Here is a 23,856-nt window from a genome sequence, read left to right as displayed (position 1 = left end):
ACACGAATGTGCAGCGGCTTTTTTGTTTCCATTTATATAAGTTAGGCCGTCATGCAGAGCGGGAGCGAAGCATCTCGCTCGCGGTATCATGATTACTAATCCTGTGTCAGCACGCGAGATGCTTCGCTTCCGCTCTGCATGACGGCCTAGGGTTGTAGTGTTAGCCTTTATACCACGGCTTCCACAAACTGGAAAGCCTCCCCATCAAATAAGCCTTTGTCGCTGAGCTTCAGGCTGGGAATTACTAGCAAAGCCATGAAGGACAAGGTCATAAAGGGCGCGGCCAGCGGTGAGCCTAACTCTTTGGCCAGTGCATCGACGGCAGCATACGCTTCGGCTACCCGGTAGCCATCCTGATCGGACATGAGGCCAGCTACGGGTAAAGGGAGGAGTATTTCCTCCAAATTGCCCCCCACAGCCGCCAGCCCGCCTTTTGCTTCGATAACCAAGTTTACTGCTCGGGCAATACTCTCATCATCGGTGCCGACTGCGGTAATATTGTGCGAATCGTGGCCGACACTGGAGGCCAAGGCGCCACGCTTCAAACCAAAGCCTGTGATAAAGGCTACCGCTGGCGGCGCAACTTCATAACGGTTTACAACAGTGAGCTTTAGTATGTCGTGTGCTACGTCGGGCACGACAAGGCCATTTTCAACGTTGGCGGGTAAGTCGTGGCGGGCGGTGATAAGCTGACCGTCGAAGCACTCAATCACGCGAATCTCGGTTTGCTGTGCCTGGGGGGCTTTTTGAGGCGCAGTCACTTGAAAATCTTCAGCTGTGAAAAGCTGCGCGTGGAAGTTATTAACAACAGCAACCGGCGCGGCGGGAATAAGCGTTTGGCCGTTTTCGGCTACCAATTTGCCCCCCACATACGTTTGGCGCACTCGGAAATCAGTTAAGTCATCGACCACGATAAAGTCGGCGGAATCGCCCTCGCGCAGCAAACCTACGGGCAAGTTGTAGTGCAATACTGGGTTCAAACAAGCTACGCGCAGTACTTTCAGAACCTCCTGACCGCGCGCTACGGCCCGCTGTACTAACTGATTGATGTGACCTAGAACAAGCGTGTCCGGGTGCTTGTCGTCGGAACAGAACATCATGTTCTCGTGGTGTTCCGGTAGCAGGTCAATCAGTGCTTCAAAATTGCGGGCCGCGGAGCCTTCCCGGATAAGAATCTTCATGCCCACGGCCAGCTTGTCGCGAGCTTCATCAGCGGTGAAGCACTCATGATCGGTGCTGATGCCGGCTGCGGCGTAGCGCTGGGCATCCTGGCCGCGCAAGCCGGGTGCGTGGCCGTCTACGGGGCGACCGTAGCGCTGGGCCAAGCCAATTTTGGCTGCTACATCAGGGTCGTTGTGCAGCACGCCGGGCCAGTTCATCATTTCGGCTAGATAGCCGATTTCGGGGTTCTGAAATAGCTGCTCAATATCCTGAGCCGATATAACAGCCCCAGCCGTTTCGAAAGGTGTAGCGGGCACGCAGGAAGGGGCGCCGAAGCAAAATTTAAACGGCACGGTGCGCCCACTCGCCAGCATATATTCCACGCCCGCAGTGCCGAGCACATTCCCGATTTCGTGCGGATCGGAGACGGTGGCTACGGTGCCATGTACCACCGCTAGGCGGGCAAACTCGGCGGGCACGAGCAGGGAGCTTTCCACGTGCACATGAGCATCCACAAACCCCGGCAACGCATATGGCAGCGCCGGATCAGGAACGGGAGAGGAGAGGGGTTCAATGCGCTGAATTTGCCCCCCAGCCACGTAAATGGTAGCCGGAGTAATGGTGTTAGCAAACAGATTAACGACGTTGGCGCGCAGGCTGAATTCGGCGGGCATAAGGCGGAAAAGGTAAGGATTGAGAATTTGCCCCCCAGGCCGGCGGACGGGTAAAGAACCTTATATTTGGTTAATTATACCTGCCAAATTCGTCTCGTGAGAAAGATAATGACCTTGTTGCTGGCGGCAGTGCTGACTGGTTCTGCCGTGGCTCCCATGGCTGGTTGCGCCCAGCGCACAGCCCAACAGAAGAAAACCAAAGCCTTTAAGCGCCAGAGCAAAGGCGGCCGTATGCCCTGCCCCACACACGACTGCTAATGCATATCGCCCACTCAGCTAATAGGCTGAACGGCTTATTCCGCTTTACTTACATCTGAAAATGCCCCCGAGCAAAACCCTCTCACCGCCCTCCGCGCAGCCGCCGATGCCGTGCGCCAACAATTGCAGGTCAATGGCTTCGACGCCGCCGGGGTACAGCGCCTTTCCGACTTTATTGAAGGACAGCGGGCGCAATTGCCTGAGGCGAGCCGGGAAGGTGTGATCAATGCTTTAGGTTGCTTTCTGGGTGAGTGCATCGTGCAAACCTACCAGGGCGAGTGGGCCACCGGGCCAGACGGAACCACGGGCATCGGCTTGCGCGAGAAGCTATTTCTAAATCCTTTTTATCGCGTAGGGCAACAGTTAAACAGTGGCCTAGCTAATTCGGTAGTGACATTTTTTGAGCAGATTCCGGCCCGCTTGGAGGCGGAAGCACCGCGCAAAAATTGGATTTAATTACTATATTTTCCCTGAAATATTATTTTCTTCTGTTGTAAGTTTAAAACTTAACTAATCCGGTAGTTTTCATTTTGAACCTTACTTGCGTCAGTTACCGGATGCTGCGTTTTTTCTACGATGGAAGAACTACGAAGCGCCGCCGAAGCCGTGCGGCAAAATTTAAACATCCCTTCTTTTGACGAAGTAGCGGTGTCAACGCTCACCGAATTTATTGATCGTGAGCGCAGTAGCATTAGCCATGAAGCTCAGCCCGGAGTAGTAAATGCGCTGGGGTGCTTTTTGGGGGAGTGCATAATCCGTAGCTTTGGGGGCCACTGGCACCGCGACGCCTCTGGGCTGGTCGGCGTACAGATAGCTGGTTGTACCTTTATCAATCCGTTCAGCTACGTGGAGCGGCAATTGGTGCATGGTGCGGTTGAGTCCGTAATGGTATTCTTCCACTCTGTGCCCACCCGCTTAGCCGCGGCTGCCATACCACGTCGTCGAACCTGGATTCCCGTCCCCTTGCCCCCGCGCCGAACGACTTCCCCATGAGAAAAATCGTCATTGCCATCGACGGCTACTCTTCGTGCGGTAAAAGCACTACCGCCAAAGCCGTAGCCGCCGAGTTAGGGTATGCCTACATTGACACGGGCGCCATGTACCGGGCCGTGACCCTGTATTTGCTCGAACATAAAATTGCGTTCGACGATTTGCCCCGTATCGAGCAGGCCCTGCACGATATGCACATCTCGTTTAAGCGCAACCGCCGCACGGGGCGAAACGAATTGTGTCTGGACGGCGAAATCCGCGAAGATGAGATTCGTCAGATGGTTATCTCTAACTCCGTAAGTGAGGTGTCGGTGATACCGGCCGTGCGCCACGCTATGGTCAGTCAGCAGCAGCGCATGGGCCGCAAGCGCGGAGTAGTGATGGACGGCCGCGACATTGGCACCACGGTGTTCCCGGATGCGGAAGTAAAGGTGTTTATGACCGCCGAAACCCGCGTGCGGGCGCTACGTCGGCAGGAGGAGTTGGCTATGAATGGTGAGCATGTGGAGGTCGAAGCTATTATTGACAACCTCACCAAGCGCGACCACATCGACTCGACCCGCGCCGAAAGTCCATTGCGCCGCGCTGCCGATGCCATCATGCTCGATACCACGCATATTACCATTGATGAGCAGGTAGATTTCGTGCTGGAGCGCGTCTCAGCTACGCTATTTTCGCTGGCCGCAGTTGGCGACTTAGCCGTGCCCAACGACGAAAAAATGCCCCCCACGGTCCGTCATACCTAAAAGGTATTGGGGTAATAAGGGCTCCGTGGGCCTGTAAGTCGGGTTAGGGCAAACTATATCGTTTTGGGGGGCATTTTTTTGTGCTCATCTTCGTATTACGCATGAGTTTACCCGGCTAAATGCCAAAAAGATGAACGAGGTCTGGTGCTATCGGCGACCAGTTAGGGCACTAAAGTTGCAGCTACAACTGCCGAAATATTTTCCCTGTCATGAACATCACTATCGATAAAAATTCCGGCTATTGTTTTGGCGTTGAGTTCGCCATTCAGATGGCCGAGGATGAGCTAGAGAACGAATCGACTTTATATTGCTTGGGCGATATTGTGCACAACCGCATGGAAGTGGAGCGTCTGCACCAACGCGGCCTGCGCATCATCGACCGCGAACAGCTTCAGCAGATACACGATAGTAAAGTACTGATACGAGCCCACGGAGAGCCACCGGAGACCTACGAACTGGCCCTGCGCAATAACCTGGAATTGATCGATGCTTCGTGCCCTGTGGTGCTGAAGCTGCAAAACCGCGTAAAGCATGCCTATGATGTAAGCCAGCGGCAGGAAGGTCAGATTGTCATTTACGGACAGCCGGGTCATGCCGAAGTTACTGGCTTAGCTGGCCAAACCGGCAACCGTGCCCTGATTGTGATGACCGAAGCTGACCTCGACCAGATTGACTTCGCTCGCCCCGTTACGCTGTTTAGCCAAACGACGAAGAGCACCGCCGGCTTCTACCGCATGAAGCAGCTAATTGAAGACCGCATTGCTGCCGCTGGGGGTAGCTTGGACAGCTTCGACGCCAACGACAGTATTTGCCGTCAGGTAAGCAACCGCGAGCCCGCACTAGCAAAGTTCGCCGTGGAACACGATGTAATCGTGTTTGTAAGCGGCCGTAAAAGCTCCAATGGCAAAGCACTGTTTTCGGTGGTTAACCAGACGAATCCGCGGAGTTACTTCATCGAAAATGATCAGGATATTAATGATGAATGGTTTGTGGGGGCCAATTCTGTCGGGATATGTGGGGCTACCAGCACGCCAATGTGGCTGATGCAGCGCGTAGCCGCCCGCATCGAGCAAGTAGCTTTGGAGGCCGTATAGCACCGCACGGATTTCTGTTCAACATCATCGTTATTTGCCCGGCCGGTTTCTGGTCGGGCATTTTTGTTTACCTCTGCTGCCGTATGCGCAAACTCTTCAACTACTTCCTCAATGGCTTTCTGATTGTGGCGCCAGTTGGCCTCACCATCTACATTCTATTTGCCACCATTCGGTGGCTCGATAGCCTGTTCCGCATGGACAATGTGCCTCCCGGCATGGGCTTGCTGACCGCCATTGTGCTCCTGACCATTGTGGGCTTTGTCGCTAAGTCTTTCATGGTGCGGCCCTTCCTGATTATTGCCGAGCGAGTGCTGCACCGCACACCCCTAGTAAGCATCATTTATTCCAGCCTTAAAGACCTGTTTGATGCCTTTGTGGGCGATAATCAGAAGTTCAACTGCCCTGTTGTCATGTGTGTAAATCAGGAAGCCAAGATTTTCAAAATGGGGTTTGTCACGCAGGAAAACATGGAGCCCGCCAACCGCCCCGACTTAGTAGCCGTGTACTGCCCACACTCCTACAACTTTTCCGGCGAGCTATTCCTGGTGCCCAAAGAGAATGTCACTTTCCTGGAGCTACCCAGCAGTGAGGTAATGAAGTTTGTGGTATCGGGGGGCGTTTCGCGGCTGTAAAATTCACCGGATAACCACAAGTCCTTCTTCCTGATGTCAAAAGCCGTATAGGCTAATCTTGTAATTATCAGGTTAGCAGCTGCCCGTGAAGACACTCTTGCATTATCGAACCTATGGCACTGGCCCGCGGGTGGTGCTGGCTTTCCACGGCTACGGGCAGAGCGAAGGCCACTGGCGTAGCATAGCCGCCGTGCTGGGCGATAGGGCCACTATTTATTCGTTTGATCTGTTTTATCACGGCAATAGTCGGCTGGCTAAAGCAGATGCGCCACTAACCAAAAAGCGCCTCGGTGAGCTGCTTGCGCACTTTCTGATCGATCATAAGATTGAGAAGTTCAGCCTACTTGCCTTTAGCATGGGGGCCAAATTTGCGCTTACGGCCGTCGAGCACTTTCCGGGTAGAGTAGAGAAAATCTGGCTTATTGCCCCCGACGGCCTCCAACGTCAGTTCTGGTATTCGCTGGCTACCTATCCGCCATGGATGCGCGGGGTGCTGGGCCGGGCTGTGCTGCGTCCGCAGCGCCTGCTGCGCTTTCTGAATGTGTTGGGGGAGCGCCGCGTTGTGGACACCAACCTGATACGCTTTGCTGAATGGCAGCTTGAGAGCCGCGAAAAACGCCTGCGCGTGTACCGAAGCTGGGTCGGCTTTCGGCTGCTGGTGTTCAGCCTAAAAGACCTAGCTCATATCCTGAACGAGCATCAGGTGCAAGTCACCTTTTTTCTGGGAAAATACGACCGGGTGATTCCGCATGCTGGTTTGCAACGCTTTATTGGCTCGTTGCAGCAGGCACGCACTGTCCTCCTCGATACGGGCCACGCGGGACTCATTTACGACGTGGCCGCGTATCTGCGTCGCCATCCGGAAGTCATTACGCCGACGTCTTAGCCGTTAGTTCGCGCTCATAAAGTCGCTTGTTCTCCGCGTCGAACACCACAAATACGACTTCTGCTGGCTGCGCATGAGCTTCCAAAAAGGCCAGCACCTCGCGCACGGCAATGGTAGTAGCTTCGGGCTTTGGATACCCATAAATGCCGGTGCTAATGCCCGGGAAAGCGATACTATGTAGTCCATTCTCGGCGGCAACACGCAGACTATTGCGGTAGCAGTTGGCTAGTAACTCGGGCTCTTGCTTGTGCCCACCGTTCCAAACTGGCCCAACAGTATGAATGATGTGCTTAGCAGACAGGCGGCCACCCGTGGTAATCACTGCCTCTCCTGTGCGCAATCCTTTGCCGTAGTGACCAGCTCGCAAGCGGCGGCATTCTTCCAGAATTTGAGGGCCGCCAGCGCGATGAATAGCGCCATCTACGCCACCGCCGCCGAGCAGGGAGGAGTTGGCGGCATTTACGATAGCATCAGTGTCGAGGATAGTAATGTCACCTTGGTATAATAAAATGCGGCCAAATGATTGGGCTTGGGCGCGCCATGAGCTGTTAAGAGATTGATTCGGCATAAGAAAATTGGAAATAGACGCTTGAAGAACACGCTCCATTCTGTGGGAACGGTAGGATGTGTCTAGGGTTCACGCTAAAAAGCCCCCCAACCCGTTACAAAAAACGTTAGCTGCATTTAATTCTGCCCACGCTTCTTCTTTACTCCATTAGGGTGAAGGCCGCTGACTTACATTTTTGCTAGCGATGCGCTCTTGGTGGCTGCAAACCCGTTGCTTCCCTTATATTGCCTCTACGATGATAAAAAAGCGGGTTCCAAAGCGAGTAGTGGGGCGGCGGGAGTTGGTTGACTTTCCCCAGTTTAAGTTGCGTGGGGTAGAAGCGAAGGTGGATACGGGCGCCTACACGGGTGCCATTCACTGCTCCAATATTCACATCGAAACTCTGCCCGACGGGCGCGAACTGCTCTGCGTGCAGCTGCTCGACCCCTCGCATCCAAATTTTAATGGCCGGCCGTTGCAGTTCGCCAACTTCTCCCTGCGCGACATCAAAAGCTCGAACGGGGAAGTGCAGGAACGCTATGTTATTCAGACAGTTATTCAGTTATTTGGTGAAGATATTTCCGCCGAATTCTCCCTGTCTGACCGCTCCGATATGCGCTACCCTGTGCTCATCGGACGGGCCTTGTTGCGCAAAGCACAACTGGTAGTTGATGTGGCTCGCCTACATTTGTCGTATAAAAGTCAGGCTGCGGCCAAACATCCGCGGCCTCAGATTGATTAGGGTTTCCCCTGCTTTCCTGCCTCCGCCCCCATTTACCTCTGACCTATCTTTCCAATGAAACTGGCCATTCTCTCGCGCGAGCCGAGGCTGTACTCCACCATGCGCCTTGTCGAAGCTGCCACGCAGCGCGGCTACGAGGCGGTGGTCGTCGACCATCTGCATTGCAACCTGGTGCTGGAGAAAGGCGACCCAGGCATAATTTACGAAGGCAAGAAACTGACGGGTTTCGATGCCATTATCCCGCGCATTGGCGCCTCGGTGACATTCTACGGCACGGCCGTAGTGCGGCAATTTGAGATGATGAAAGTGCGCACGGCCATCGATAGTCAAGCTATTGTGCGCTCACGGGATAAGCTGCGCTCTATGCAGATTCTGTCGCGGGCCGGAGTCGGAATGCCCAAAACCGCTTTCACCAACTACTCCGATGAGGTGCCCGAAATGATCAAGCAGGTTGGTGGCGCCCCGGTGATTATTAAGCTTCTAGAAGGTACGCAAGGCCTGGGAGTGGTGCTGGCTGAGACTGAAAAAGCCGCCCAATCGGTAATTGAGGCCTTTCACAACCTTAAGGCCCGCATCATTGTGCAGGAGTTTATTGCCGAAAGCAAGGGCGCCGACCTGCGGGCATTTGTGGTGAATGGCGAGGTGGTGGGTGCCATGAAGCGCCAAGGCAAGGAAGGCGAGTTTCGCTCGAATCTGCACCGGGGCGGATCGGGTAAGCTAGTGAAGCTGAGCCGGGCCGAAAAAGCTGCTGCATTGCTGGCTACCAAAGCGCTGGGCTTGGGCATTGCCGGCGTCGATATGTTGCAGAGCAAGCGTGGACCGCTGGTATTGGAAGTGAATTCATCGCCGGGTCTGGAAGGAATTGAGAAGGCTACCGGCCTGGATATTGCCGGCAAAATCATAGAGTACACGGCGGCGCTGGTACACAGCAAGCGCAAGGATTCCGCTAAAAAAACGACCAGAAAAGCCCCCCAGCCGGATACCCAGCCCGATGTAGTAGGGTAAATGGCTTGAAATGTACCTGTATTCGTTCCACTCTTAACGCTTCAGCCTTTGCCCCATACCTACGGCCCCACCGATATGTTAATCAACGGCTTGGTTATCAGGCCGGGCGAACGGGTGCTGACGCGGTTGGTAATTTCGCGCCTGCCTTCCCGTACCGTCATTGATGTGCCCGTGTACGTCTATCGGGCGCAGGAACCGGGGCCAACGGTGCTGCTAATGGCGGGGATGCACGGCGACGAGGTAAACGGCATTGAAACAATTCGTCGCCTGGTGCGCCGCGATTTGCTGCAGCCTTTGCGCGGCACTATCATCGCCATTCCTATCCTCAACATCTACGGCTTTCTCAATTTCTCGCGAGAGGTGCCCGACGGCAAGGATGTGAATCGGAGCTTTCCGGGCAATCCGCGCGGGTCCTTGGCCAGCAGAGTGGCCCACCGCTTTATGCGCGAAATCATGCCGCTTATCGACTACGGCATCGATTTTCATACGGGTGGCGCGGCGCGGGCCAACATGCCGCAAGTGCGCTGTCTGCTGGGCGAAGATGAACAAACTGATGTGCTGGCGTCGGCTTTTGCGGCTCCGTTTACTTTGCACGCGTCGTTGCGGCCCGGCTCCCTGCGCGAGGCGGCCATGCAGCAGGGCCGCCGTATTATCGTGTACGAAACCGGCGAATCGTTACGCCTCGATGAAGCCGGAATTGAGCTGGCTATAGCGGGCACATTCCGCGTTCTACATCAACTAGGAATGCTGGCTGAAGCTCCGGCAGCCGCCCAGCCGAGCATTGTGTGTCGGCGGCATACGTGGCTGCGGGCTAAGTTCGCGGGCTTGTTTCGGAGCCATGTGCAGAATGGGCAATTTCTGGAAAAAGGGGAGGTGTATGGTAGCGTAGCCGACCCATATGGCGAAGGCACCGTGCGGCTCGAAACGCCAACGGCGGGTTACGTTATTGGCCTGAACCATATGCCGGTTGTGAACCAAGGCGATGCGCTGGTACACATTGCCTGGCCGGATAATTTGCCCCCCAATCCTGCCTCGCATTGGCCGCACATGCTAGAATCGCCCCCCAAGTCGAAAGAAGAGGACGACGACCAGATATAGTACTGCGCTGCGTGCTCTGATTCAGTCGTAGCAAAGCGTTGGAAGGCCTGGCTTCGACCCTTAATTTCTGATCCTGCTGGTTTCTGCGTTTCTTTGGGGAGCCGACGAGGTGTCGGCCACTACTATTTCTTTGAATGAAGACGAATTCGTTGCTTTTAGCCATCAATGCGGTCCTGGTTGTCGCCGTGGCAGTGTTATTTTACCTGCACTTTGCCCAAAAGCCGGCTGCGGTGCCTGCCGTCGCCAAAACTGCTGCCGTCACTGCTACCTCCGACAGCGCCAGCATCAGTCCTGAGGATACAACGGCTGCCGCGCCCGCCGCAGTAACAGCGGCACCTGAGCCCGTCAAAATCGGTTACGTAGAGTCAAGCAAACTGCTGGATGGCTACAAGGGCATGCAGGTTGCGCGTCGCAACTTTGAGGCAAAAGCCAAAGGTTGGGAGCAGCAAAACAAAACGATGATAACCAACTTCCAGGCAGCCGTGCAGAAATACCAAGCACAGGCTGCCAGCCTCACACCTGAGCAACGGGCCGCTACCGAGCAACAACTGCAGCAGCAGGAGCAGAAGGTGGGTCAGGAGCAGCAAAAACTCCAGCGTCAGGCCGCCGAGGAAGAGGCCAAAATGAGCCAGCAGGTGCTTACTCGCGTGAACAAGCTGATTGAGCAGTACGGCAAAGAGAATGGTTACCAGTTTATTCTCATTGCGCAGCCCGGTGGCTCTATTGCCTACAGCCGCAAAGACCTCGACGTAACAGCTCCGGTACTGAAGCGCCTAAACACTGAATACGGAAAGAAGTAGTCAGGTTTGGCGCTCAAGAAGCCATCAAAGCGCCCGCTGTTCCTTGGAGCAGCGGGCGCTTTGCTTTAGCCTAAAAGAAGCTTCTGTCTGAGCTGGCGCATTGTAAAAAGCCCCCCAACCTATGTTTATGAGTTATGCTTAGCAGAACGCTAGCTGCAAGCGAGTTGCGGTGGAAAAGTGGCCCAAATTCCTGATGTGCCTCATTAAACCCTACGTCAAAATCGGTGTCTATTGATTTGTGGTAGCTAAACCAAGGCTCCACGGTATAGACAATGAAAAAGCTGATAAAATCTTCTGTAGTACTGGTGGCGCTGGTTTTCTCGGCGGCCCTGATGACGGGTTGCGTGGCCTCGGCGCAGCCTGGCGTTGTGGTGGCAAGCGGGCCAGCATATTATCCGCCCCCTCGCCCGTATTATGGGTATCGACCTCGGCCCTACTACCATCGTCCATCGCGGGTGGTTGTGGTAGAGCGTCAGCCCGTTATTGTCCGGCCCTACCGGCAGCGGCCCGTGGTGGTGCGGCCCCGACCCGGCTACTATCGCCAGGATGGCCGTCAGCCCGCCCGCGACGGGCGACCCTATGGCCGCGACCGTGGTCGGATACGCTAGTGACGATTACACTAACAAAAAAGCCCCCCAGACACAATCTGGGGGGCTTTTTTGTTAGTGTAAAAAAGACTCGTTGTCTTAGAAAACAAAACGTAAGCTGAAGGCTGCATCAGAATACAAGCCCGTTGCACCGTCGAATACCTCGAAGAATGGCTTATAGTCAACACCTACCACGAAGGGCAAATCTGGCAATTTGTATTCCAGACCCAGAATTAAGTCGGCACCGAAGGCGATGTAGTTGCGGTCTTCAGCGTAATAAACGTAGTAGTAATCCTTGCCTTTCCGGCCGTAATAACGGCGGTCGGAGAAGTAGTAGCGCCCATTGTAAGATCCCACATGACCGCCGGCGCCGTAGTAAAACTGCAAACCCTTGATATCACTTACGGGCAGGTGCTTTTCCAATAGCAAGGTGAGCCGGCCACCACGGGCAGCGTACTCTCTGGTTAGCAAGCCTTCAAATGCCACGTTATTCTTGCCGCTCAAAAAATGCTTCACTGTGAGGCCGGAAGAATAGCCGCCAGCGCGCAAACCAATACCAGTGTTGTAACCGCCCTTCTGGGCGTAGGCAGCAGGAGCCGTTAGAAGAAGTAATAAAACTAGACGGTACAAAAACTTCATTACGGAGATGTTAGGGTTAAAAGTCAACTGACCCCGTAAAGCACAAACTCCGTGCTGAACTCATCTTCGTCCGCTGGTTTTAGCGCGCCTGAGCAATTTCATCCGACAGATGCACGCGTATTCCGCCGCCATCTTCCTCGGCGGCGCGCAGCATAGCGCGTGCGACTGTGACGGCCTCAACAGGCTGATACTTACGTAGTGGCCCCACCATCAAGGGCCGCAAAGCTTTCATCAAAACGGCCCCAATCTGCTCGCCCAAACGCTTTTCCGTGCGATTGCCTAGCAGCAGAGAAGGCCGAAAAAAATGAATAACCCGAAAGGGCGTCTGCCGCACGGCCTGCTCCATCTCGCCCTTCACCCGATTGTAGTAGATACGCGAATTTGCATCGGCGCCCATCGCTGACACCACTAAGAACTGCGCCGCAAAATTGCCAGCCGTAAGGGCCGCCAGCTTTACTACGTACAAGTAATCGACCTTGTAAAAAGCCTCTTTGGAGCCCGCCTGCCGCATGGTGGTGCCCAGGCAGCAGTACACATCATCGGCAATCAGGGCCAGACGGTGCTGATCTAAATCATCCAGGTCAAATATGCGCTGCTCCAGCTTAGGGTGCACCTGGGGCAGGGGCCGCCGACCTATCACAATGACTTTGGCGTAGCGCTCGGAGGCCAGCAGCAACGAAAGGAGTTGGCTGCCAACCAAGCCACTGGCGCCGGCAATGAGAGCAGTTTTTTGAGGTGTCATAAGGTGGTTGGAAGCACGAGAGCAGAGGGAAGAGCAGCAGTAGTCCTTCTACGATAAATACCACAGAAGGGCAAAGAAGACAAGGAACATCGCAACGAAAACGGCGCGTAGTGCACCATTGCCATTGAATGTCAATCTATTCAATGAAGGCCTGCTTTGGCTGTTTATTCCTGCCCTAGTAGTCGGGTTTCATCGGGTGCTAGTTGCACCAAGCCGCGCTTGTAGAGGGTGCCGAGTGCTTTTTTGAATACCTTCTTGCTCATGCCGAGGCGGCGGTAAATATCGTCTGGCTCGCTTTTGTCGGACAGGGGTAGGGTACCGCCGCTGGCGCGTAGGGCCGTGAGAATGGTTTCGGTGGCGTCCAACGCCTCGTCGTAGCCCACTTTTTGCAGACTTATATCCAGCTTGCCGTCGGGCCTGATCTGACGCACGTAACCGGTTGGCCTATCTCCTAAGCGTAGGGGGCGAAAGATCTCGTTGTGATATAACAGGCCGAGGTAAGCGCCATTCACGATGACGGTGTAGCCTAAGTCAGTGTCCTGCGCAACGAAAAGCTCTACTTGGTCGCCAACTTGGCCCGGAAATTCCGCATGCGGCAAGTACTTCTCCCACTTAGACGAAGCCACGATACGGTCGGAGTTTTCGTCGAGGTAAACATAGACGGTGGCGCGCTGCCCCACGCGCAAGGCCTGGCGCTGATTACGATAGGGGAGAAAAAGGTCTTTTTCGAGGCCCCACTCAAGAAAAGCACCATTGGATGATACATCCTTGACAGTGAGCGCCGCAAACTCACCTACCCGCGCCAGCGGCTCTAACGTGGTAGCAATAAGGCGGTCTTCGGAGTCGCGGTACACAAATACCCGCAACCGGTCACCAATCTGAGTGCCTTCGGGCACGTACTTAATGGGCAACAGCAAGTCGCCATCATCAGAAGTAAGATAGAGGCCGAAATCCACGGCGCGGGCTACTTCTAGTTCGTTATAGTCGCCGAGGGCAAGCATGGGAAGGGCGTATGAGGGTGAAAAGGTTGAGCGCGCAAAGGTACTGAAGGCTGGGGGGCAAATTTCACTCAGGTTATTTGCCGGCACCGCAGCCATTCTACGGTAGAATAGCAATAGGGTCAAGTCAGCCTACCATGACCAGGATAAGCTGCGGCGCTACTGATACGGCGCAACACCGGGGCGGGTGAAATTGAAATCACTGAAGTCATAGTAGGCCCCGGAATTCTCAAAGATTCGGTAGCCATTATTAGTTAACTGGCCCCGCGGATAGAAGCCAAACAAAATCTGAATGGTGCGGAGCGCGGTGTACTCGTTGCGGAAACGCAAACCCAAGCCGAAACCGGTAAATGGCTTGTCGAGAAATGGGGAGTCGCGGCCGGGGGTAGTAGCCAGCCAAGCGGCATCAGCAAAGGCCACACCGGCCAGGCGGAAGCCCAGGAAAGAGACGGGCGTGTACATAGTAGCCTCATAGTTGAGCACAAAGCGACTCGTGCCGCGCAGGGTACCATCGGTGCGAAAGCCGCGCAGGCCCCGTTCGCCTTCAATAGATAGCAGCTGCTCGCCAGGGCGCCGGTCGAATCCCAAGTCCATACGGTTCCACAGAAAATGGCGCCACTGATAGTTACCCGTATTATAGAGGCGGGTGAAATACAGAACCTGGGTGCTAAGCAGGCCTTGCTGCCAGTCCCGGTCGCGCGCACGCACAAAAGACCCATACTCACCACTCAGATATAGGTAACCCCGCCGTACGCTGTATAAGCCACTGGAAGCTCGTACGCCATAGTAGCGCCGATTCCCCAACTCGTTTAGCTCGTAGCCCGCGGTAAGGCTGAGCAACGTGCCCGTCGGTACGTCCTCGGTACGACCAAAACCGAAGAGGTATTTGTCTTTGTAATAGTGCCGTACGCTGTAGCCGATGGTGCCTAGAAAAAGGCTCGCGTCGGCATAATCCTCAATGGGCCGCTCGCCATACGTTGTGTTCAAGAAGCGCCCAGAAACGACAAATCGGGCCGGGTTCTCGTAACCTAGGTCGTAGCTTTTTAGGCGTAAGGCCCGCCCCAGCCATACATCACGCGTGCTGTAGCGCAGCCGCTCCAGGCGAAACGGATCGATGGGGGGCAATTGTGGTAGCTGAATAAGCCGATCATAAAAATCGAGCGCCACCGCGCCGGCGTACTTGGTATTGATGGAAACAAAGTCGCGGGCCACGTAAGCGCCTATTTCTTTGTTTTCATACTCGTTACGGTAGCGTACCTCGGCATTGACAAAGTTGCGGAAAGGCACTAAGTAGCTACCCCGATAGCGCCAAGGCTGGGGGCTGGCGCGACCATACTCGTAGCGGTTCCGAAACTGATGGCCCAGCCCCATAAAGTTTACATCGTTCAGCCCAATGACGGCCGCATCCACATCACGAATCTGGAGCGAGCCGCTCAAACTGAATACATCCTTGGTAATGATCTGAACGTCCACGCTGTCGGGCGTGGTGGTGGCCTCATTCACAAACACACGGGCGTCAAGCAACTCACCCGTCTGGCGCAACAAACGCTCGGTTTCGCTTAGCTCTTGGGGTTCTAGCTCTTCGCCCACCCGAAACAGCAGCAGCTGCCGCACCCGCGACGGGGCCGTGCGAATGTGGAAAATATTGCCCCCCTTCTCCAGAAAGTTGCGCGGCTTGCGGTCGGGGTTGTTGATGCTGTAACCGAAGGCGTCGAGCGTGGTAATGTTGATGCTGCGCACAATCTTATAGTTGTGCTGGCTGTATTGGCGATCGAGCAGGGTAGCATCGAGGCCGGCTCTTTCCTCGGCCCGAGCCGTGAAGTTGAACAGCGCCGCCACCGCCTTGCCGGCAATGGTCTTGCGCTTGGCATACGCTTGCAGACCCGTTAGAATGCGCTCCTCATCGAAGCGCCGCCGCAAGGAGTCAGGGCGGGTTTCAAGCGGAGTTCGCACCGTGTCGGGTACAGATGGCTGCGGGTCCTGGGCCTGCGCTATAATTACTAAGAACACCAACGGCAGCACCAGCCGCCACCGGAAATGGGGCAACAACTGGAAAGCAGACACGAGGTAAGCAAGCATAAAGCGAGACAAAACGAAAGCCAATCGGCAACCTGCAAGGTACAAACGCCAGCGGCCACTCAGTAAGTACGAAGCTGGATGTTAGCTGGAATTTCCAACGGAGTTGCGCGTAAATAATATCCCAAATCGGAGCCAAAAAATCACAAGTCATTCCAATCTAAAGATTGGAACACTGGGGGGCAAATACTCACCCAAACCAGCACTTTTAAGATGTGCTTTTGAAACCTTTCCTAAAAAAATTAGCTTAAGGTAGTATTGTGTATATGAAGTGTAGTTGCTATTTTTAAGCCATCAAAAGCCCTCGGATGAACGAACGGATTCAGGAAAAGCTAAGTATTTTGGCAGACGCCGCGAAGTACGATGTATCGTGCTCCAGCAGTGGTGGAAAGCGCAAAAACGAGAACAAGGGCTTAGGCAATGCGGAGGGCATGGGTATCTGCCACAGCTACACCGAAGACGGGCGTTGCGTGTCCCTGCTAAAAATTCTGCTGACCAACTATTGCATCTTCGATTGTGCCTACTGCGTATCGCGGCGGAGTAATGATGTGAAGCGTGCGGCCTTTACAGTAGATGAAGTAGTTGATCTCACGATGAACTTCTATCGGCGCAATTATATCGAAGGGCTGTTTCTCAGCTCCGGTATTTTCAAGGATTCTGACTACACCATGGAGCGCCTCGTGCGCATCGTGAAGAAGCTGCGCACCGAGCACAAGTTCAATGGCTACATCCACGTCAAGACCATTCCGGGTGCTTCACCCGAGCTGATTGCGGAAGCTGGCCTGTACGCCGACCGTCTGAGCGTCAACATTGAGCTGCCTTCTGAGTTGAGCTTGCAGAATTTGGCCCCGAGAAGAATTATAAAGAAATTTTGACCCCGATGAAGCAGATTCATCAGGGCATCGTGCAGAACAAGGAAGAGAAGGCGCTTTTCAAGAAAGTACCGGCTTTCGCGGCGGCGGGCCAAAGCACCCAGCTTATTGTAGGTGCTTCTGACGAGAACGACCATCAGATTCTTCAGCTCTCCGATTCCCTGTACAAGGGTTATGGATTGAAGCGCGTGTATTACTCCGGCTACGTCCCGGTCACAGATGACGCGCGCCTGCCACAGCTCACGCGCCCACCCGTTATTCGGGAGCATCGCCTGTATCAGTCCGACTGGTTGATTCGCTTCTACGGCTTTCAGGCCGATGAAATCCTGGATCCTCAGCATCCCCACCTCGATCTGGAGATTGACCCTAAGTTGGCTTGGGCGCTACGCAACCGTCACGTTTTCCCCGTGGATGTGCAGACCGCTGACTATGAGATGATTCTGCGGGTGCCTGGTGTTGGAGCACGTTCCGCCAAGCGCATTGTGGCAGCTCGCCGTTTCGCCCCGCTCACTTTAGATCATTTACACAAGTTTGGCGTGGTGCTCAAGCGGGCCAAGTTCTTTCTGACATGCCGTGGCCAAGCGCTGGATAGCCGCGAATATGATGAGCAGAGCTTGCGTCGACAGATTCTGTTTGGGTCGGGTGCAGTGCGTTCAGCCCTCGTCACCCAGCAGCTCGATCTTTTTGCGCAGGCTTCTTAATGCATTACTAAAGCCGCATCGCAGTGAATAACATTCGCAAGTAGCTATTCAATCACTGCGATGCGGCTTTCTAGTTTTTTTATCTGATTCTGCCACTTCCACACCGGCCTAAGGCTCTTTATACAACCAACCATTAGCGACCAACAACTACTACCATGACTGTTTCTCACCGCGGCGCCGACGCGTCGGCCGCTCCTTCCGAAGCTCCCAAAACTATGAAAGTGGCACGTTTGGCTTGCTGCTGCAAGCTCAGCGACCTGTTGCCGCTGGTCCGTCAGTTGCACGAGTCGGTGCGCACTACCAGCGCCCGCGACGAGTCGCACCCGGAGGCTGCCTGATGTTGTAAGATTGGTTTGTAGCTGAGCGGCAACTTCTTACCGCAACTGTAGTAAGACGGTTTGTGCGCTACGAACTCGAACACCACAACGTCATTACCAACGGCATTACGCTGCACGTTGTGCAGTGTGGGCCGCAGGATGGCCCACTGATTATACTGCTGCACGGCTTCCCCGAGTTCTGGTACAGTTGGCGCCGCCAAATCCCGGCGTTGGCTGAGGCCGGCTACCGGGTGTGGGCGCCTGACCAGCGCGGCTATAACCTTAGCAACAAGCCTCCGCGCTTGGCCGATTATAAGATGCCGGCTTTGGCAGCCGATATCATTGGCCTGATTGACGCGGCCGGGCACGAGCACGCCTTTCTGGTCGGCCACGACTGGGGCGCGCTCGTAGCGTGGAATCTGGCGGCCTATTTTCCTGATCGAGTGGCCCGGGTGGCAATCCTAAATGTGCCGCACCCGAGGGTAATGACTCAGGAGCTACGGCGCAGCTTCCGGCAGTTAAGCAAGAGTTGGTATATTTTCTTTTTTCAGCTTTCGTGGCTGCCCGAGAAGGCATTCAGCCTTAATAATTACCAACTCGGCGAGCAAACACTGCGTGGAACCAGCCGTCGGGGGGCATTTAGTAATGAAGACTTAAAGCAGTACCGAGCAGCTTGGGCGCAGCCTGGGGCTATTACCAGCATGCTCAATTGGTATCGGGCGGCGGCGCGCTACGTGCGGCAATTGAATCCGCCGGGGCGGGTGCGGGTGCCGGTGCACATTGTGTGGGGCAAGCGAGATGCTTTTCTCAACGCCAATATGGCGCAGGAAAGCCTGGCGTGGTGCGAGGCTGGTCGTCTTACCTATTTTGATAAGGCTACGCATTGGGTGCAGCACGAAGATCCCGAAGCTGTCAATGAATTGCTGCTGCGATTTTTTGGCCATTATCATGAGAATGGAGGCCATTGAAAGGAGAGGAACTACGGGGAACCCTTGCATTACTTAACCTCAGAGCGCCAGATGCAGTAAGAAAGGCTAGTGTTCACTTAAACCCAACCGATATATGAGCATTTCCCAATCTGCCGCCGCCACTCACTTAAACGCTTCTCTTGAGATTCTGAAGGGCAATATCAACAACGGTAAAACTCCTGCTATTGGCAACATAAATGGCTGGAGTGAACTTCTGGAAACGGGCGATGATCCGGCCTACGATACAATTGCCAACGATTTGAGAGAGCTGGAAAGTGTGATTAATACAGGCGATGCAGCTCAGATCAGTAGCCTGCTTCTGACTCTGGCTGAGCATATCAACAGTGTGGTTGATGGCGCTACGCCCAATTCTATTGATCAGCTGCACCAGTTGGCCCAAGCTCTCAGCGACGCGGCTCGCCAGCTGCAACCCGTACAAGGCTAAATATCTCCTAATCTGGCCCGTTGTGCTGAATCTGGCGCTTGCCTGCCGAAGCATAACGGGCTGTTAGTTGGTTCGTATAGCCTTCTCTTTACTCCGCTTTATGCACGATTACACTTACGATGGCTCTTTTGATGGCTTGTTGACGGTATTGCTGGAGATGTACGAGCGCAAAACGCCCCCCAACAGCATTCAGCCGGCCGATGCGGCGCAGGGGGGCTTTTTACCGCCACTGTACCCATTGCCACCAGCGAAGAAAAAGCCACCCGTGTATGGCAAGGACTGCTGAAATACATGGATATGGAGGCGCGTACGCGTTTGTATCATGTGTTTCTGTCTGAGCGCGCCGACCGCGAAATCATTATTTGCCGTTACGTACAGCTAGCAGTGGAGGCCAAGGGTAGGGTGGATATTTCGGAGAACTACACCAACGACAGCGTGCGCCTTGTGGCCGACATCGACAAGCAGATGTTTCGCGAAAAGCACCGCATGGAAGCTTTCGTGCGCTTCGAGAAAACTCAGGACGAGCTATTTCACGCCACCATTGAACCCGATTTTGATGTGCTACCGCTCATTGCGCCCCACTTCACCAAGCGCTACGCCGATCAGCGCTGGCTGATCTTTGACCGGCGCCGCGGCTACGGTCTTTACTACGACCTGCACCGCACCGACATCGTGCAGTTTGAGGAAAAAGCCCCCCAGCGCTCCACCGATGTATCGGCCACGGTGCTGGACGAGCGCGAGCCATTATTTCGCCTGCTCTGGCAAACTTATTTTGACCACGCCAATATCCCAGAACGCCGCAATATGAAGCTGCACCGGCGTCACATCCCGCTGCGCTATTGGCGATACCTAAGCGAAAAGCAGCCACGCGAAACCCGGTTTCAACCAATTAAAAACAAGACATTAACCAAGGATTCGAATCAGCTGCAATAAGTAGTAAGCATTTAAGCATCTATACGATTGTCATGCAGAGCGCAGCGAAGCATCTCGCATGCAGTCGTCAGGGTTCGTATTGCAACGAAGCGCGCGCGATGCTTCACTGCCGCTCGGCATGACGAGCTTGATAAGTTGACTTAGTTCAGGCTAAAAAGCCCCCCGCTTGTCATTACCGGCACCGCTTCTTGTACAAGCCGGGTGTAATTCCCTCGTACTTTTTGAATAGCGACTGGAAGTAATTTGTGTTGTTGAAACCGGCCCGGAAGCATACGTCGGCTACCGTCGTGAGGGGATTGCGCAGTAGGCGTTTGGCTTCGGCTAGGCGCTCCTGAATAATGTATTCAACTGGTGTGAGACCAAACTCGCGCTTAAATAAGCGAAAGAAGGTGGCTTTGCTCATGCAGGCCAACTCGCTGAGCTTTTCTACGGTTATCTGCTCGGTGAGGTGCCGCTTGATATACTGCACCACGTGGGCGAAGCGGTGAGTGCTCAGGTGGTGAGCGTAATTGTGAAAAATGAGCTGGCGGGCCTGCGTCTGCATCAGCCGAATAAGTAACTCTTGCAGGGTAAACGACGCCAATACGTCTTTGCTGGCGTGTGTCTCCTGCGAAAGATGGATTAGGCGCTCCAGCGTGCCGGTTAGCTCGGGCGTATTGGTCAGATGAGCATTATCGGTCATGGCCAGACTCCAGGGGGCTTTTTCTTCGGCCAGCGGCAGGCGCTCATTCAGTAAGTCAACCGTTTGGCGAATAGTGTCGGCGGGGATGGCTAGGGCCAGACACTGGGTGGGATTGGTGGCGCTGGCTTCGGGAAAATCAATCTCCATCAGCTGCTGCTCACCTACGATTACCGATTCGCCGGGCAAATAATCGAAGGCTGGTCGGCCGGCCAGGTGCATTACTTTCTTACCCCGCAGCATAGTGGTCAGCACGAGGTTGCCCATGCTCAGCGGCACCTTGCTGGCCGTCTGGCGCGTCTCGAAGATGTTCAGTTCGAAGGCATCCAGCGAATACACAGTGCGGTTTTCAACCAAAGCATGAAGCTGATCGGGGTGGCGCAGCGCAACGGGCGACGGTAGAAAGGCCTGGGACATAACGGGTGGGACTAGGAAGCGAAAAACTTGCGACTATAGGCGGATAGACTGAGAGAATACTACACACTTTTCAGCAATAACGAAAGCTACCTTGGGGTAAGTGTTCATTCATAACTCCCACAGCATGGAAACGTTAGAAAATCCCACCACACTCATCGCTCGCCCCCAGTTCAAATCCCACTACGACAACTTCATCGGCGGCAAGTGGGTGGCTCCCGTCAAAGGTCAGTACTTCGAGAACCCGTCACCCATCGATGGCAAGGCGTTTTGTAAGGTAGCTCGCTCCACCAAAGAGGATATTGAGCTGGCCTTGGATGCCGCCCATGAGGCGTTTAAGTCGTGGAGCAAAGCTTCGGCTACTACCCGCAGCAACGTGCTTTTGAAGATTGCCGACATCATGGAAGCGAATCTGGAGCACTTGGCGGCGGTAGAAACGGTAGAGAACGGCAAAGCCATCCGCGAAACCATGGCCGCCGACCTACCTCTCGCCATCGACCATTTCCGCTACTTCGCGGGCGTGATTCGGGCTGAGGAAGGCTCCGCGACGGAGCTGAATGAGAACACGCTTTCCCTCGTCATTCAGGAGCCGCTGGGCGTAGTGGGCCAGATCATTCCCTGGAACTTCCCGCTGCTGATGGCCACCTGGAAAATTGCCCCCGCACTGGCCGCTGGTTGCTGTGTGGTCGTGAAGCCCGCCGAGCAGACGCCTGCCTCTATTATGGTGCTCATGGAGCTGATCCAAGACGTGCTGCCCGCCGGTGTAATCAACGTCGTGAATGGCTTTGGCCTCGAAGCCGGTAAGCCACTGGCTAGCAACAAGCGCGTACAGAAAGTTGCCTTCACGGGCGAGACGACTACTGGCCGCCTCATTCTGCAATATGCTGCCGAGAATATTATTCCCGTGACGATGGAGCTGGGGGGCAAATCGCCGAACATCTTCTGCAAATCGGTGATGGACCACGATGACGACTTCCTCGACAAATGCTTGGAAGGTGCAGCCATGTTTGCGCTAAATCAGGGCGAAATCTGCACCTGTCCGTCGCGCTTGCTCATTCACGAAGACATTTACGACCAGTTTATGCCTCGCCTGATTGAGCGCGTGAAAGCCATCAAGCTCGGCCATCCGCTTGACCCCGACACCATGATGGGCGCCCAGGCCTCGAACGATCAGTACGAAAAAATCCTGAGCTACCTCGAAATCGGCAAGGCCGAAGGAGCGGAGGTGCTGGTAGGCGGCGAAGCCCACGCCCACGATCATGAGGATCTAACCGAAGGCTACTACATCAAGCCCACCATTTTCCGTGGACATAATAAGATGCGCATTTTCCAGGAGGAGATCTTTGGGCCGGTGCTGTCGGTAACCACTTTCAAGGACAATGACGAGGCCATTGAGCTAGCTAACGACACGCTTTACGGCCTTGGTGCTGGCCTCTGGAGCCGCGACGCCCACGAGCTGTACAAAATGCCCCGCGCCATTCAGGCCGGCCGCGTGTGGGTCAACTGTTACCACGACTACCCCGCTGGCGCCCCATTCGGCGGCTATAAGGCATCTGGTTTCGGCAGGGAGAACCACAAGATGATGCTCGCACATTACCGTCAGACCAAGAACATGCTCATCTCCTACAGCCAGCAAAAGCTGGGCTTCTTTTAAGCATTACTTGAGTTGAAACTGTTTAATTAGAACGTCATGCCGAGCGACAGCGACGCATCTCGCTCGCGGTAGTAGGGTTATTACTCCTGCATCAGCACGCGAGATGCTTCCTGTCGTCAGCATGACGTTCTATTATGTTGAAAAATCATCCTTTACCATTGCCATGACCACCCCCCGCGTCCTCGTAACACCCGCTGCAGAAGCCACTATTGATTTGCTCCGCGATGAGCATGGCCCATTGATGTTTCATCAAAGCGGGGGCTGCTGCGACGGATCTTCGCCCATGTGCTTTGCGGCGGGTGAATTTCGGGTGGGCGGGGCCGATGTATGGCTGGGCACTATCCACGGCTGCGACTTTTTCATGAGCGCCAGTCAGTTTGAGTACTGGCAGCACACCCAGCTCACGGTAGATGTTACGAAGGGACGGGGCGCCAGCTTCTCGCTCGAAATTCCCTTGGGTGTGCGCTTTCTGATTCGCTCGCGGCTATTCACGGAGGAAGAGTCAAAGCACATGGAGCCGGTGCTGGATGGAGAAGAGTACCTAGCCCGCACGACCGCTTCTTAAATAAGCATAGGCATAAAAAAGCCCCCCACAACTGGTTGTGGGGGCTTTTTTATGCCTATATCGTTCAGAACGAGCTTTGTTGTCTATTTAACCTTAACTGGCAAACCTTCGAGCTGGGCATAGCTAAGTTTCCAGCTGCCTTTCGGGTTCTTTTTCCAAAGTAGAATAAAGTTGCCTTCGCCTTCGCCCATAGGAGTGCCCGGTGTTGAAGGCTCTACATCTACGGAGTAAGTGCCGGCCTCGTAGGCTATTTGCGCGTCGGTGCCGGAGCTTACTACGTTGGTGCGCAAGTTGGAAATGGTGCCCATGGTTTCGCGCACCCAACGGTTCGACACTTCCGACTTGCCCTGGAAATGGGCTTCACCTTGCAGGAAATGCACATCGTCGGCGAAAAGCGTATCTAGCTGAATGGCATTTTTACTGTTCCAGGCACTGATAAACTGCTGATTGAGCGTCTGCGCATTTACGGCCGAGTCTTTCTCGTCGGTTTTGGTGCAAGAGGCCGTCAGAAGTACGGTAGCGGACAAAATCCAAAGGAAGGATTTCATAAAAAGGGGAGTATTAGAGTGTGGACTGTAAAGAAATTCGCCGGCTCCGGCGCAAGGCTAGAGTCGGCGAAAGTAGAAAAATTCC

The 23,856-nt window shown here is 54.6% G+C and carries 26 protein-coding genes and 1 pseudogene; 18 read left to right on the top strand and 9 right to left on the bottom strand.

What is annotated here, in order from left to right:
• Nucleotides 1-167: 167 nt before the first annotated feature.
• A complete protein-coding gene (gene ade, locus EPD59_RS17670) occupies nucleotides 168-1,835 on the bottom strand; it encodes an adenine deaminase (RefSeq protein WP_133273945.1) in 1,668 nt (555 codons plus the stop codon).
• A 96-nt stretch (nucleotides 1,836-1,931) separates the two neighbouring features.
• Here ade and EPD59_RS21690 point away from each other — a divergent pair, with 96 nt between their 5' ends.
• Nucleotides 1,932-2,093: a hypothetical protein gene (locus EPD59_RS21690; protein ID WP_165963652.1), complete on the top strand. Its 162-nt coding sequence runs from the start codon at nucleotides 1,932-1,934 to the stop codon at nucleotides 2,091-2,093.
• A gap of 111 nt (nucleotides 2,094-2,204) precedes the next feature.
• Nucleotides 2,205-2,549 carry a hypothetical protein gene (locus EPD59_RS17665; RefSeq protein WP_133273944.1) on the top strand — a complete coding sequence of 115 codons (345 nt, stop codon included), beginning with the start codon at nucleotides 2,205-2,207 and terminating at the stop codon, nucleotides 2,547-2,549.
• A 195-nt stretch (nucleotides 2,550-2,744) separates the two neighbouring features.
• Here the strand turns inward: EPD59_RS17665 and EPD59_RS17660 are convergent, their stop codons facing one another.
• Nucleotides 2,745-2,993 carry a hypothetical protein gene (locus EPD59_RS17660; protein ID WP_133273943.1) on the bottom strand — a complete coding sequence of 83 codons (249 nt, stop codon included), beginning with the start codon at nucleotides 2,991-2,993 and terminating at the stop codon, nucleotides 2,745-2,747.
• 89 nt (nucleotides 2,994-3,082) lie between these two features.
• Between EPD59_RS17660 and cmk the strand changes: the two genes are divergently transcribed.
• The 4 genes from cmk to EPD59_RS17640 all read left to right on the top strand — a co-directional run bounded on the left by cmk (nucleotide 3,083) and on the right by EPD59_RS17640 (nucleotide 6,441).
• Nucleotides 3,083-3,829 (top strand): (d)CMP kinase, encoded by a 747-nt coding sequence (gene cmk / locus EPD59_RS17655; protein ID WP_133273942.1) that lies wholly within the window; start codon nucleotides 3,083-3,085, stop codon nucleotides 3,827-3,829.
• 209 nt (nucleotides 3,830-4,038) lie between these two features.
• A complete protein-coding gene (locus EPD59_RS17650) occupies nucleotides 4,039-4,923 on the top strand; it encodes a 4-hydroxy-3-methylbut-2-enyl diphosphate reductase (protein ID WP_133273941.1) in 885 nt (294 codons plus the stop codon).
• Nucleotides 4,924-5,006: 83 nt separating this feature from the next.
• Complete coding sequence (locus tag EPD59_RS17645) at nucleotides 5,007-5,555, top strand: DUF502 domain-containing protein (RefSeq protein ID WP_133273940.1); 549 nt, start codon at nucleotides 5,007-5,009, stop codon at nucleotides 5,553-5,555.
• Nucleotides 5,556-5,640: 85 nt separating this feature from the next.
• Nucleotides 5,641-6,441: an alpha/beta fold hydrolase gene (locus EPD59_RS17640; protein WP_165963651.1), complete on the top strand. Its 801-nt coding sequence runs from the start codon at nucleotides 5,641-5,643 to the stop codon at nucleotides 6,439-6,441.
• Here the strand turns inward: EPD59_RS17640 and EPD59_RS17635 are convergent.
• Nucleotides 6,425-7,009 (bottom strand): O-acetyl-ADP-ribose deacetylase, encoded by a 585-nt coding sequence (locus EPD59_RS17635; protein ID WP_133273938.1) that lies wholly within the window; start codon nucleotides 7,007-7,009, stop codon nucleotides 6,425-6,427. The genes EPD59_RS17640 and EPD59_RS17635 overlap by 17 nt on opposite strands.
• A 235-nt stretch (nucleotides 7,010-7,244) precedes the next feature.
• On the opposite strand from EPD59_RS17635, the gene EPD59_RS17630 reads away from it, so the two are divergent.
• From EPD59_RS17630 to EPD59_RS17610, 5 genes are all read left to right on the top strand, one after another.
• Complete coding sequence (locus tag EPD59_RS17630) at nucleotides 7,245-7,730, top strand: ATP-dependent zinc protease family protein (RefSeq protein ID WP_133273937.1); 486 nt, start codon at nucleotides 7,245-7,247, stop codon at nucleotides 7,728-7,730.
• Nucleotides 7,731-7,784: 54 nt separating this feature from the next.
• On the top strand, nucleotides 7,785-8,735 hold the full coding sequence (gene rimK / locus EPD59_RS17625; protein ID WP_133273936.1) for a 30S ribosomal protein S6--L-glutamate ligase: 951 nt from the start codon (nucleotides 7,785-7,787) through the stop codon (nucleotides 8,733-8,735).
• Nucleotides 8,736-8,783: 48 nt separating this feature from the next.
• Entirely contained in the window at nucleotides 8,784-9,833 is a 1,050-nt protein-coding gene (locus EPD59_RS17620; RefSeq protein ID WP_317128392.1) for a succinylglutamate desuccinylase/aspartoacylase family protein, read from the top strand.
• Between the two features lie 134 nt (nucleotides 9,834-9,967).
• Nucleotides 9,968-10,633 (top strand): OmpH family outer membrane protein, encoded by a 666-nt coding sequence (locus tag EPD59_RS17615; RefSeq protein ID WP_133273935.1) that lies wholly within the window; start codon nucleotides 9,968-9,970, stop codon nucleotides 10,631-10,633.
• 272 nt (nucleotides 10,634-10,905) lie between these two features.
• On the top strand, nucleotides 10,906-11,241 hold the full coding sequence (locus EPD59_RS17610; protein WP_133273934.1) for a hypothetical protein: 336 nt from the start codon (nucleotides 10,906-10,908) through the stop codon (nucleotides 11,239-11,241).
• 78 nt (nucleotides 11,242-11,319) lie between these two features.
• Here the strand turns inward: EPD59_RS17610 and EPD59_RS17605 are convergent, their stop codons facing one another.
• The 4 genes from EPD59_RS17605 to EPD59_RS17590 form a co-directional block, all read right to left on the bottom strand.
• Nucleotides 11,320-11,859 carry a hypothetical protein gene (locus EPD59_RS17605; RefSeq protein WP_133273933.1) on the bottom strand — a complete coding sequence of 180 codons (540 nt, stop codon included), beginning with the start codon at nucleotides 11,857-11,859 and terminating at the stop codon, nucleotides 11,320-11,322.
• 79 nt (nucleotides 11,860-11,938) lie between these two features.
• On the bottom strand, nucleotides 11,939-12,601 hold the full coding sequence (locus EPD59_RS17600; protein WP_133273932.1) for an NAD-dependent epimerase/dehydratase family protein: 663 nt from the start codon (nucleotides 12,599-12,601) through the stop codon (nucleotides 11,939-11,941).
• 164 nt (nucleotides 12,602-12,765) lie between these two features.
• Complete coding sequence (locus EPD59_RS17595) at nucleotides 12,766-13,602, bottom strand: CvfB family protein (RefSeq protein ID WP_133273931.1); 837 nt, start codon at nucleotides 13,600-13,602, stop codon at nucleotides 12,766-12,768.
• A 156-nt stretch (nucleotides 13,603-13,758) separates the two neighbouring features.
• Nucleotides 13,759-15,678 (bottom strand): BamA/TamA family outer membrane protein, encoded by a 1,920-nt coding sequence (locus EPD59_RS17590; RefSeq protein ID WP_133273930.1) that lies wholly within the window; start codon nucleotides 15,676-15,678, stop codon nucleotides 13,759-13,761.
• Nucleotides 15,679-15,983: 305 nt separating this feature from the next.
• Between EPD59_RS17590 and EPD59_RS17585 the strand changes: the two are divergent.
• The 5 genes and pseudogenes from EPD59_RS17585 (at nucleotide 15,984) to EPD59_RS17565 (ending at nucleotide 19,911) form a co-directional block, all read left to right on the top strand.
• Nucleotides 15,984-17,248 (top strand): annotated as a pseudogene (locus EPD59_RS17585) (putative DNA modification/repair radical SAM protein).
• Nucleotides 17,249-17,403: 155 nt separating this feature from the next.
• Nucleotides 17,404-17,586, top strand: a complete 183-nt coding sequence (locus tag EPD59_RS17580; protein ID WP_133273929.1) for a hypothetical protein — start codon at nucleotides 17,404-17,406, stop codon at nucleotides 17,584-17,586.
• Between the two features lie 62 nt (nucleotides 17,587-17,648).
• Nucleotides 17,649-18,533: an alpha/beta fold hydrolase gene (locus EPD59_RS17575; RefSeq protein WP_133273928.1), complete on the top strand. Its 885-nt coding sequence runs from the start codon at nucleotides 17,649-17,651 to the stop codon at nucleotides 18,531-18,533.
• Nucleotides 18,534-18,627: 94 nt separating this feature from the next.
• Nucleotides 18,628-18,978, top strand: a complete 351-nt coding sequence (locus EPD59_RS17570; protein ID WP_133273927.1) for a hypothetical protein — start codon at nucleotides 18,628-18,630, stop codon at nucleotides 18,976-18,978.
• A gap of 147 nt (nucleotides 18,979-19,125) precedes the next feature.
• Nucleotides 19,126-19,911 carry a TIGR03915 family putative DNA repair protein gene (locus EPD59_RS17565; protein ID WP_317128539.1) on the top strand — a complete coding sequence of 262 codons (786 nt, stop codon included), beginning with the start codon at nucleotides 19,126-19,128 and terminating at the stop codon, nucleotides 19,909-19,911.
• 172 nt (nucleotides 19,912-20,083) lie between these two features.
• On the opposite strand, the gene EPD59_RS17560 is transcribed toward EPD59_RS17565, so the two are convergent.
• Entirely contained in the window at nucleotides 20,084-21,007 is a 924-nt protein-coding gene (locus tag EPD59_RS17560; RefSeq protein WP_133273926.1) for an AraC family transcriptional regulator, read from the bottom strand.
• A gap of 124 nt (nucleotides 21,008-21,131) precedes the next feature.
• Here EPD59_RS17560 and EPD59_RS17555 point away from each other — a divergent pair, with 124 nt between their 5' ends.
• On the top strand, nucleotides 21,132-22,658 hold the full coding sequence (locus EPD59_RS17555; RefSeq protein WP_133273925.1) for an aldehyde dehydrogenase family protein: 1,527 nt from the start codon (nucleotides 21,132-21,134) through the stop codon (nucleotides 22,656-22,658).
• 121 nt (nucleotides 22,659-22,779) lie between these two features.
• Nucleotides 22,780-23,223: a DUF779 domain-containing protein gene (locus EPD59_RS17550; RefSeq protein ID WP_240731473.1), complete on the top strand. Its 444-nt coding sequence runs from the start codon at nucleotides 22,780-22,782 to the stop codon at nucleotides 23,221-23,223.
• 83 nt (nucleotides 23,224-23,306) lie between these two features.
• Here EPD59_RS17550 and EPD59_RS17545 read toward each other — a convergent pair whose 3' ends face one another.
• The gene (locus tag EPD59_RS17545; protein ID WP_133273924.1) at nucleotides 23,307-23,771 is read right to left on the bottom strand and encodes a YybH family protein; all 465 of its coding nucleotides are present in this window, start codon (nucleotides 23,769-23,771) and stop codon (nucleotides 23,307-23,309) included.
• Between the last annotated feature and the right edge of the window lie 85 nt (nucleotides 23,772-23,856).

Source organism: Hymenobacter radiodurans (assembly GCF_004355185.1).
Lineage (GTDB): Bacteria > Bacteroidota > Bacteroidia > Cytophagales > Hymenobacteraceae > Hymenobacter > Hymenobacter radiodurans.
Note: the sequence above shows the minus strand (reverse complement) of the source record. Positions and strands in the feature narration are given on the sequence as shown.

Bases quoted from the DNA above. Each gene is read 5' to 3' on its own strand.
- ade (WP_133273945.1), bottom strand. From the start codon at position 1,835: ATGCCCGCCGAATTCAGCCTGCGCGCCAACGTCGTTAATCTGTTTGCT.
- cmk (WP_133273942.1), top strand. From the start codon at position 3,083: ATGAGAAAAATCGTCATTGCCATCGACGGCTACTCTTCGTGCGGTAAA.
- EPD59_RS17650 (WP_133273941.1), top strand. From the start codon at position 4,039: ATGAACATCACTATCGATAAAAATTCCGGCTATTGTTTTGGCGTTGAG.
- EPD59_RS17645 (WP_133273940.1), top strand. From the start codon at position 5,007: ATGCGCAAACTCTTCAACTACTTCCTCAATGGCTTTCTGATTGTGGCG.
- EPD59_RS17635 (WP_133273938.1), bottom strand. From the start codon at position 7,009: ATGCCGAATCAATCTCTTAACAGCTCATGGCGCGCCCAAGCCCAATCA.
- EPD59_RS17630 (WP_133273937.1), top strand. From the start codon at position 7,245: ATGATAAAAAAGCGGGTTCCAAAGCGAGTAGTGGGGCGGCGGGAGTTG.
- rimK (WP_133273936.1), top strand. From the start codon at position 7,785: ATGAAACTGGCCATTCTCTCGCGCGAGCCGAGGCTGTACTCCACCATG.
- EPD59_RS17615 (WP_133273935.1), top strand. From the start codon at position 9,968: ATGAAGACGAATTCGTTGCTTTTAGCCATCAATGCGGTCCTGGTTGTC.
- EPD59_RS17610 (WP_133273934.1), top strand. From the start codon at position 10,906: ATGAAAAAGCTGATAAAATCTTCTGTAGTACTGGTGGCGCTGGTTTTC.
- EPD59_RS17605 (WP_133273933.1), bottom strand. From the start codon at position 11,859: ATGAAGTTTTTGTACCGTCTAGTTTTATTACTTCTTCTAACGGCTCCT.
- EPD59_RS17600 (WP_133273932.1), bottom strand. From the start codon at position 12,601: ATGACACCTCAAAAAACTGCTCTCATTGCCGGCGCCAGTGGCTTGGTT.
- EPD59_RS17595 (WP_133273931.1), bottom strand. From the start codon at position 13,602: ATGCTTGCCCTCGGCGACTATAACGAACTAGAAGTAGCCCGCGCCGTG.
- EPD59_RS17590 (WP_133273930.1), bottom strand. From the start codon at position 15,678: ATGCTTGCTTACCTCGTGTCTGCTTTCCAGTTGTTGCCCCATTTCCGG.
- EPD59_RS17580 (WP_133273929.1), top strand. From the start codon at position 17,404: ATGACTGTTTCTCACCGCGGCGCCGACGCGTCGGCCGCTCCTTCCGAA.
- EPD59_RS17570 (WP_133273927.1), top strand. From the start codon at position 18,628: ATGAGCATTTCCCAATCTGCCGCCGCCACTCACTTAAACGCTTCTCTT.
- EPD59_RS17560 (WP_133273926.1), bottom strand. From the start codon at position 21,007: ATGTCCCAGGCCTTTCTACCGTCGCCCGTTGCGCTGCGCCACCCCGAT.
- EPD59_RS17555 (WP_133273925.1), top strand. From the start codon at position 21,132: ATGGAAACGTTAGAAAATCCCACCACACTCATCGCTCGCCCCCAGTTC.
- EPD59_RS17550 (WP_240731473.1), top strand. From the start codon at position 22,780: ATGACGTTCTATTATGTTGAAAAATCATCCTTTACCATTGCCATGACC.
- EPD59_RS17545 (WP_133273924.1), bottom strand. From the start codon at position 23,771: ATGAAATCCTTCCTTTGGATTTTGTCCGCTACCGTACTTCTGACGGCC.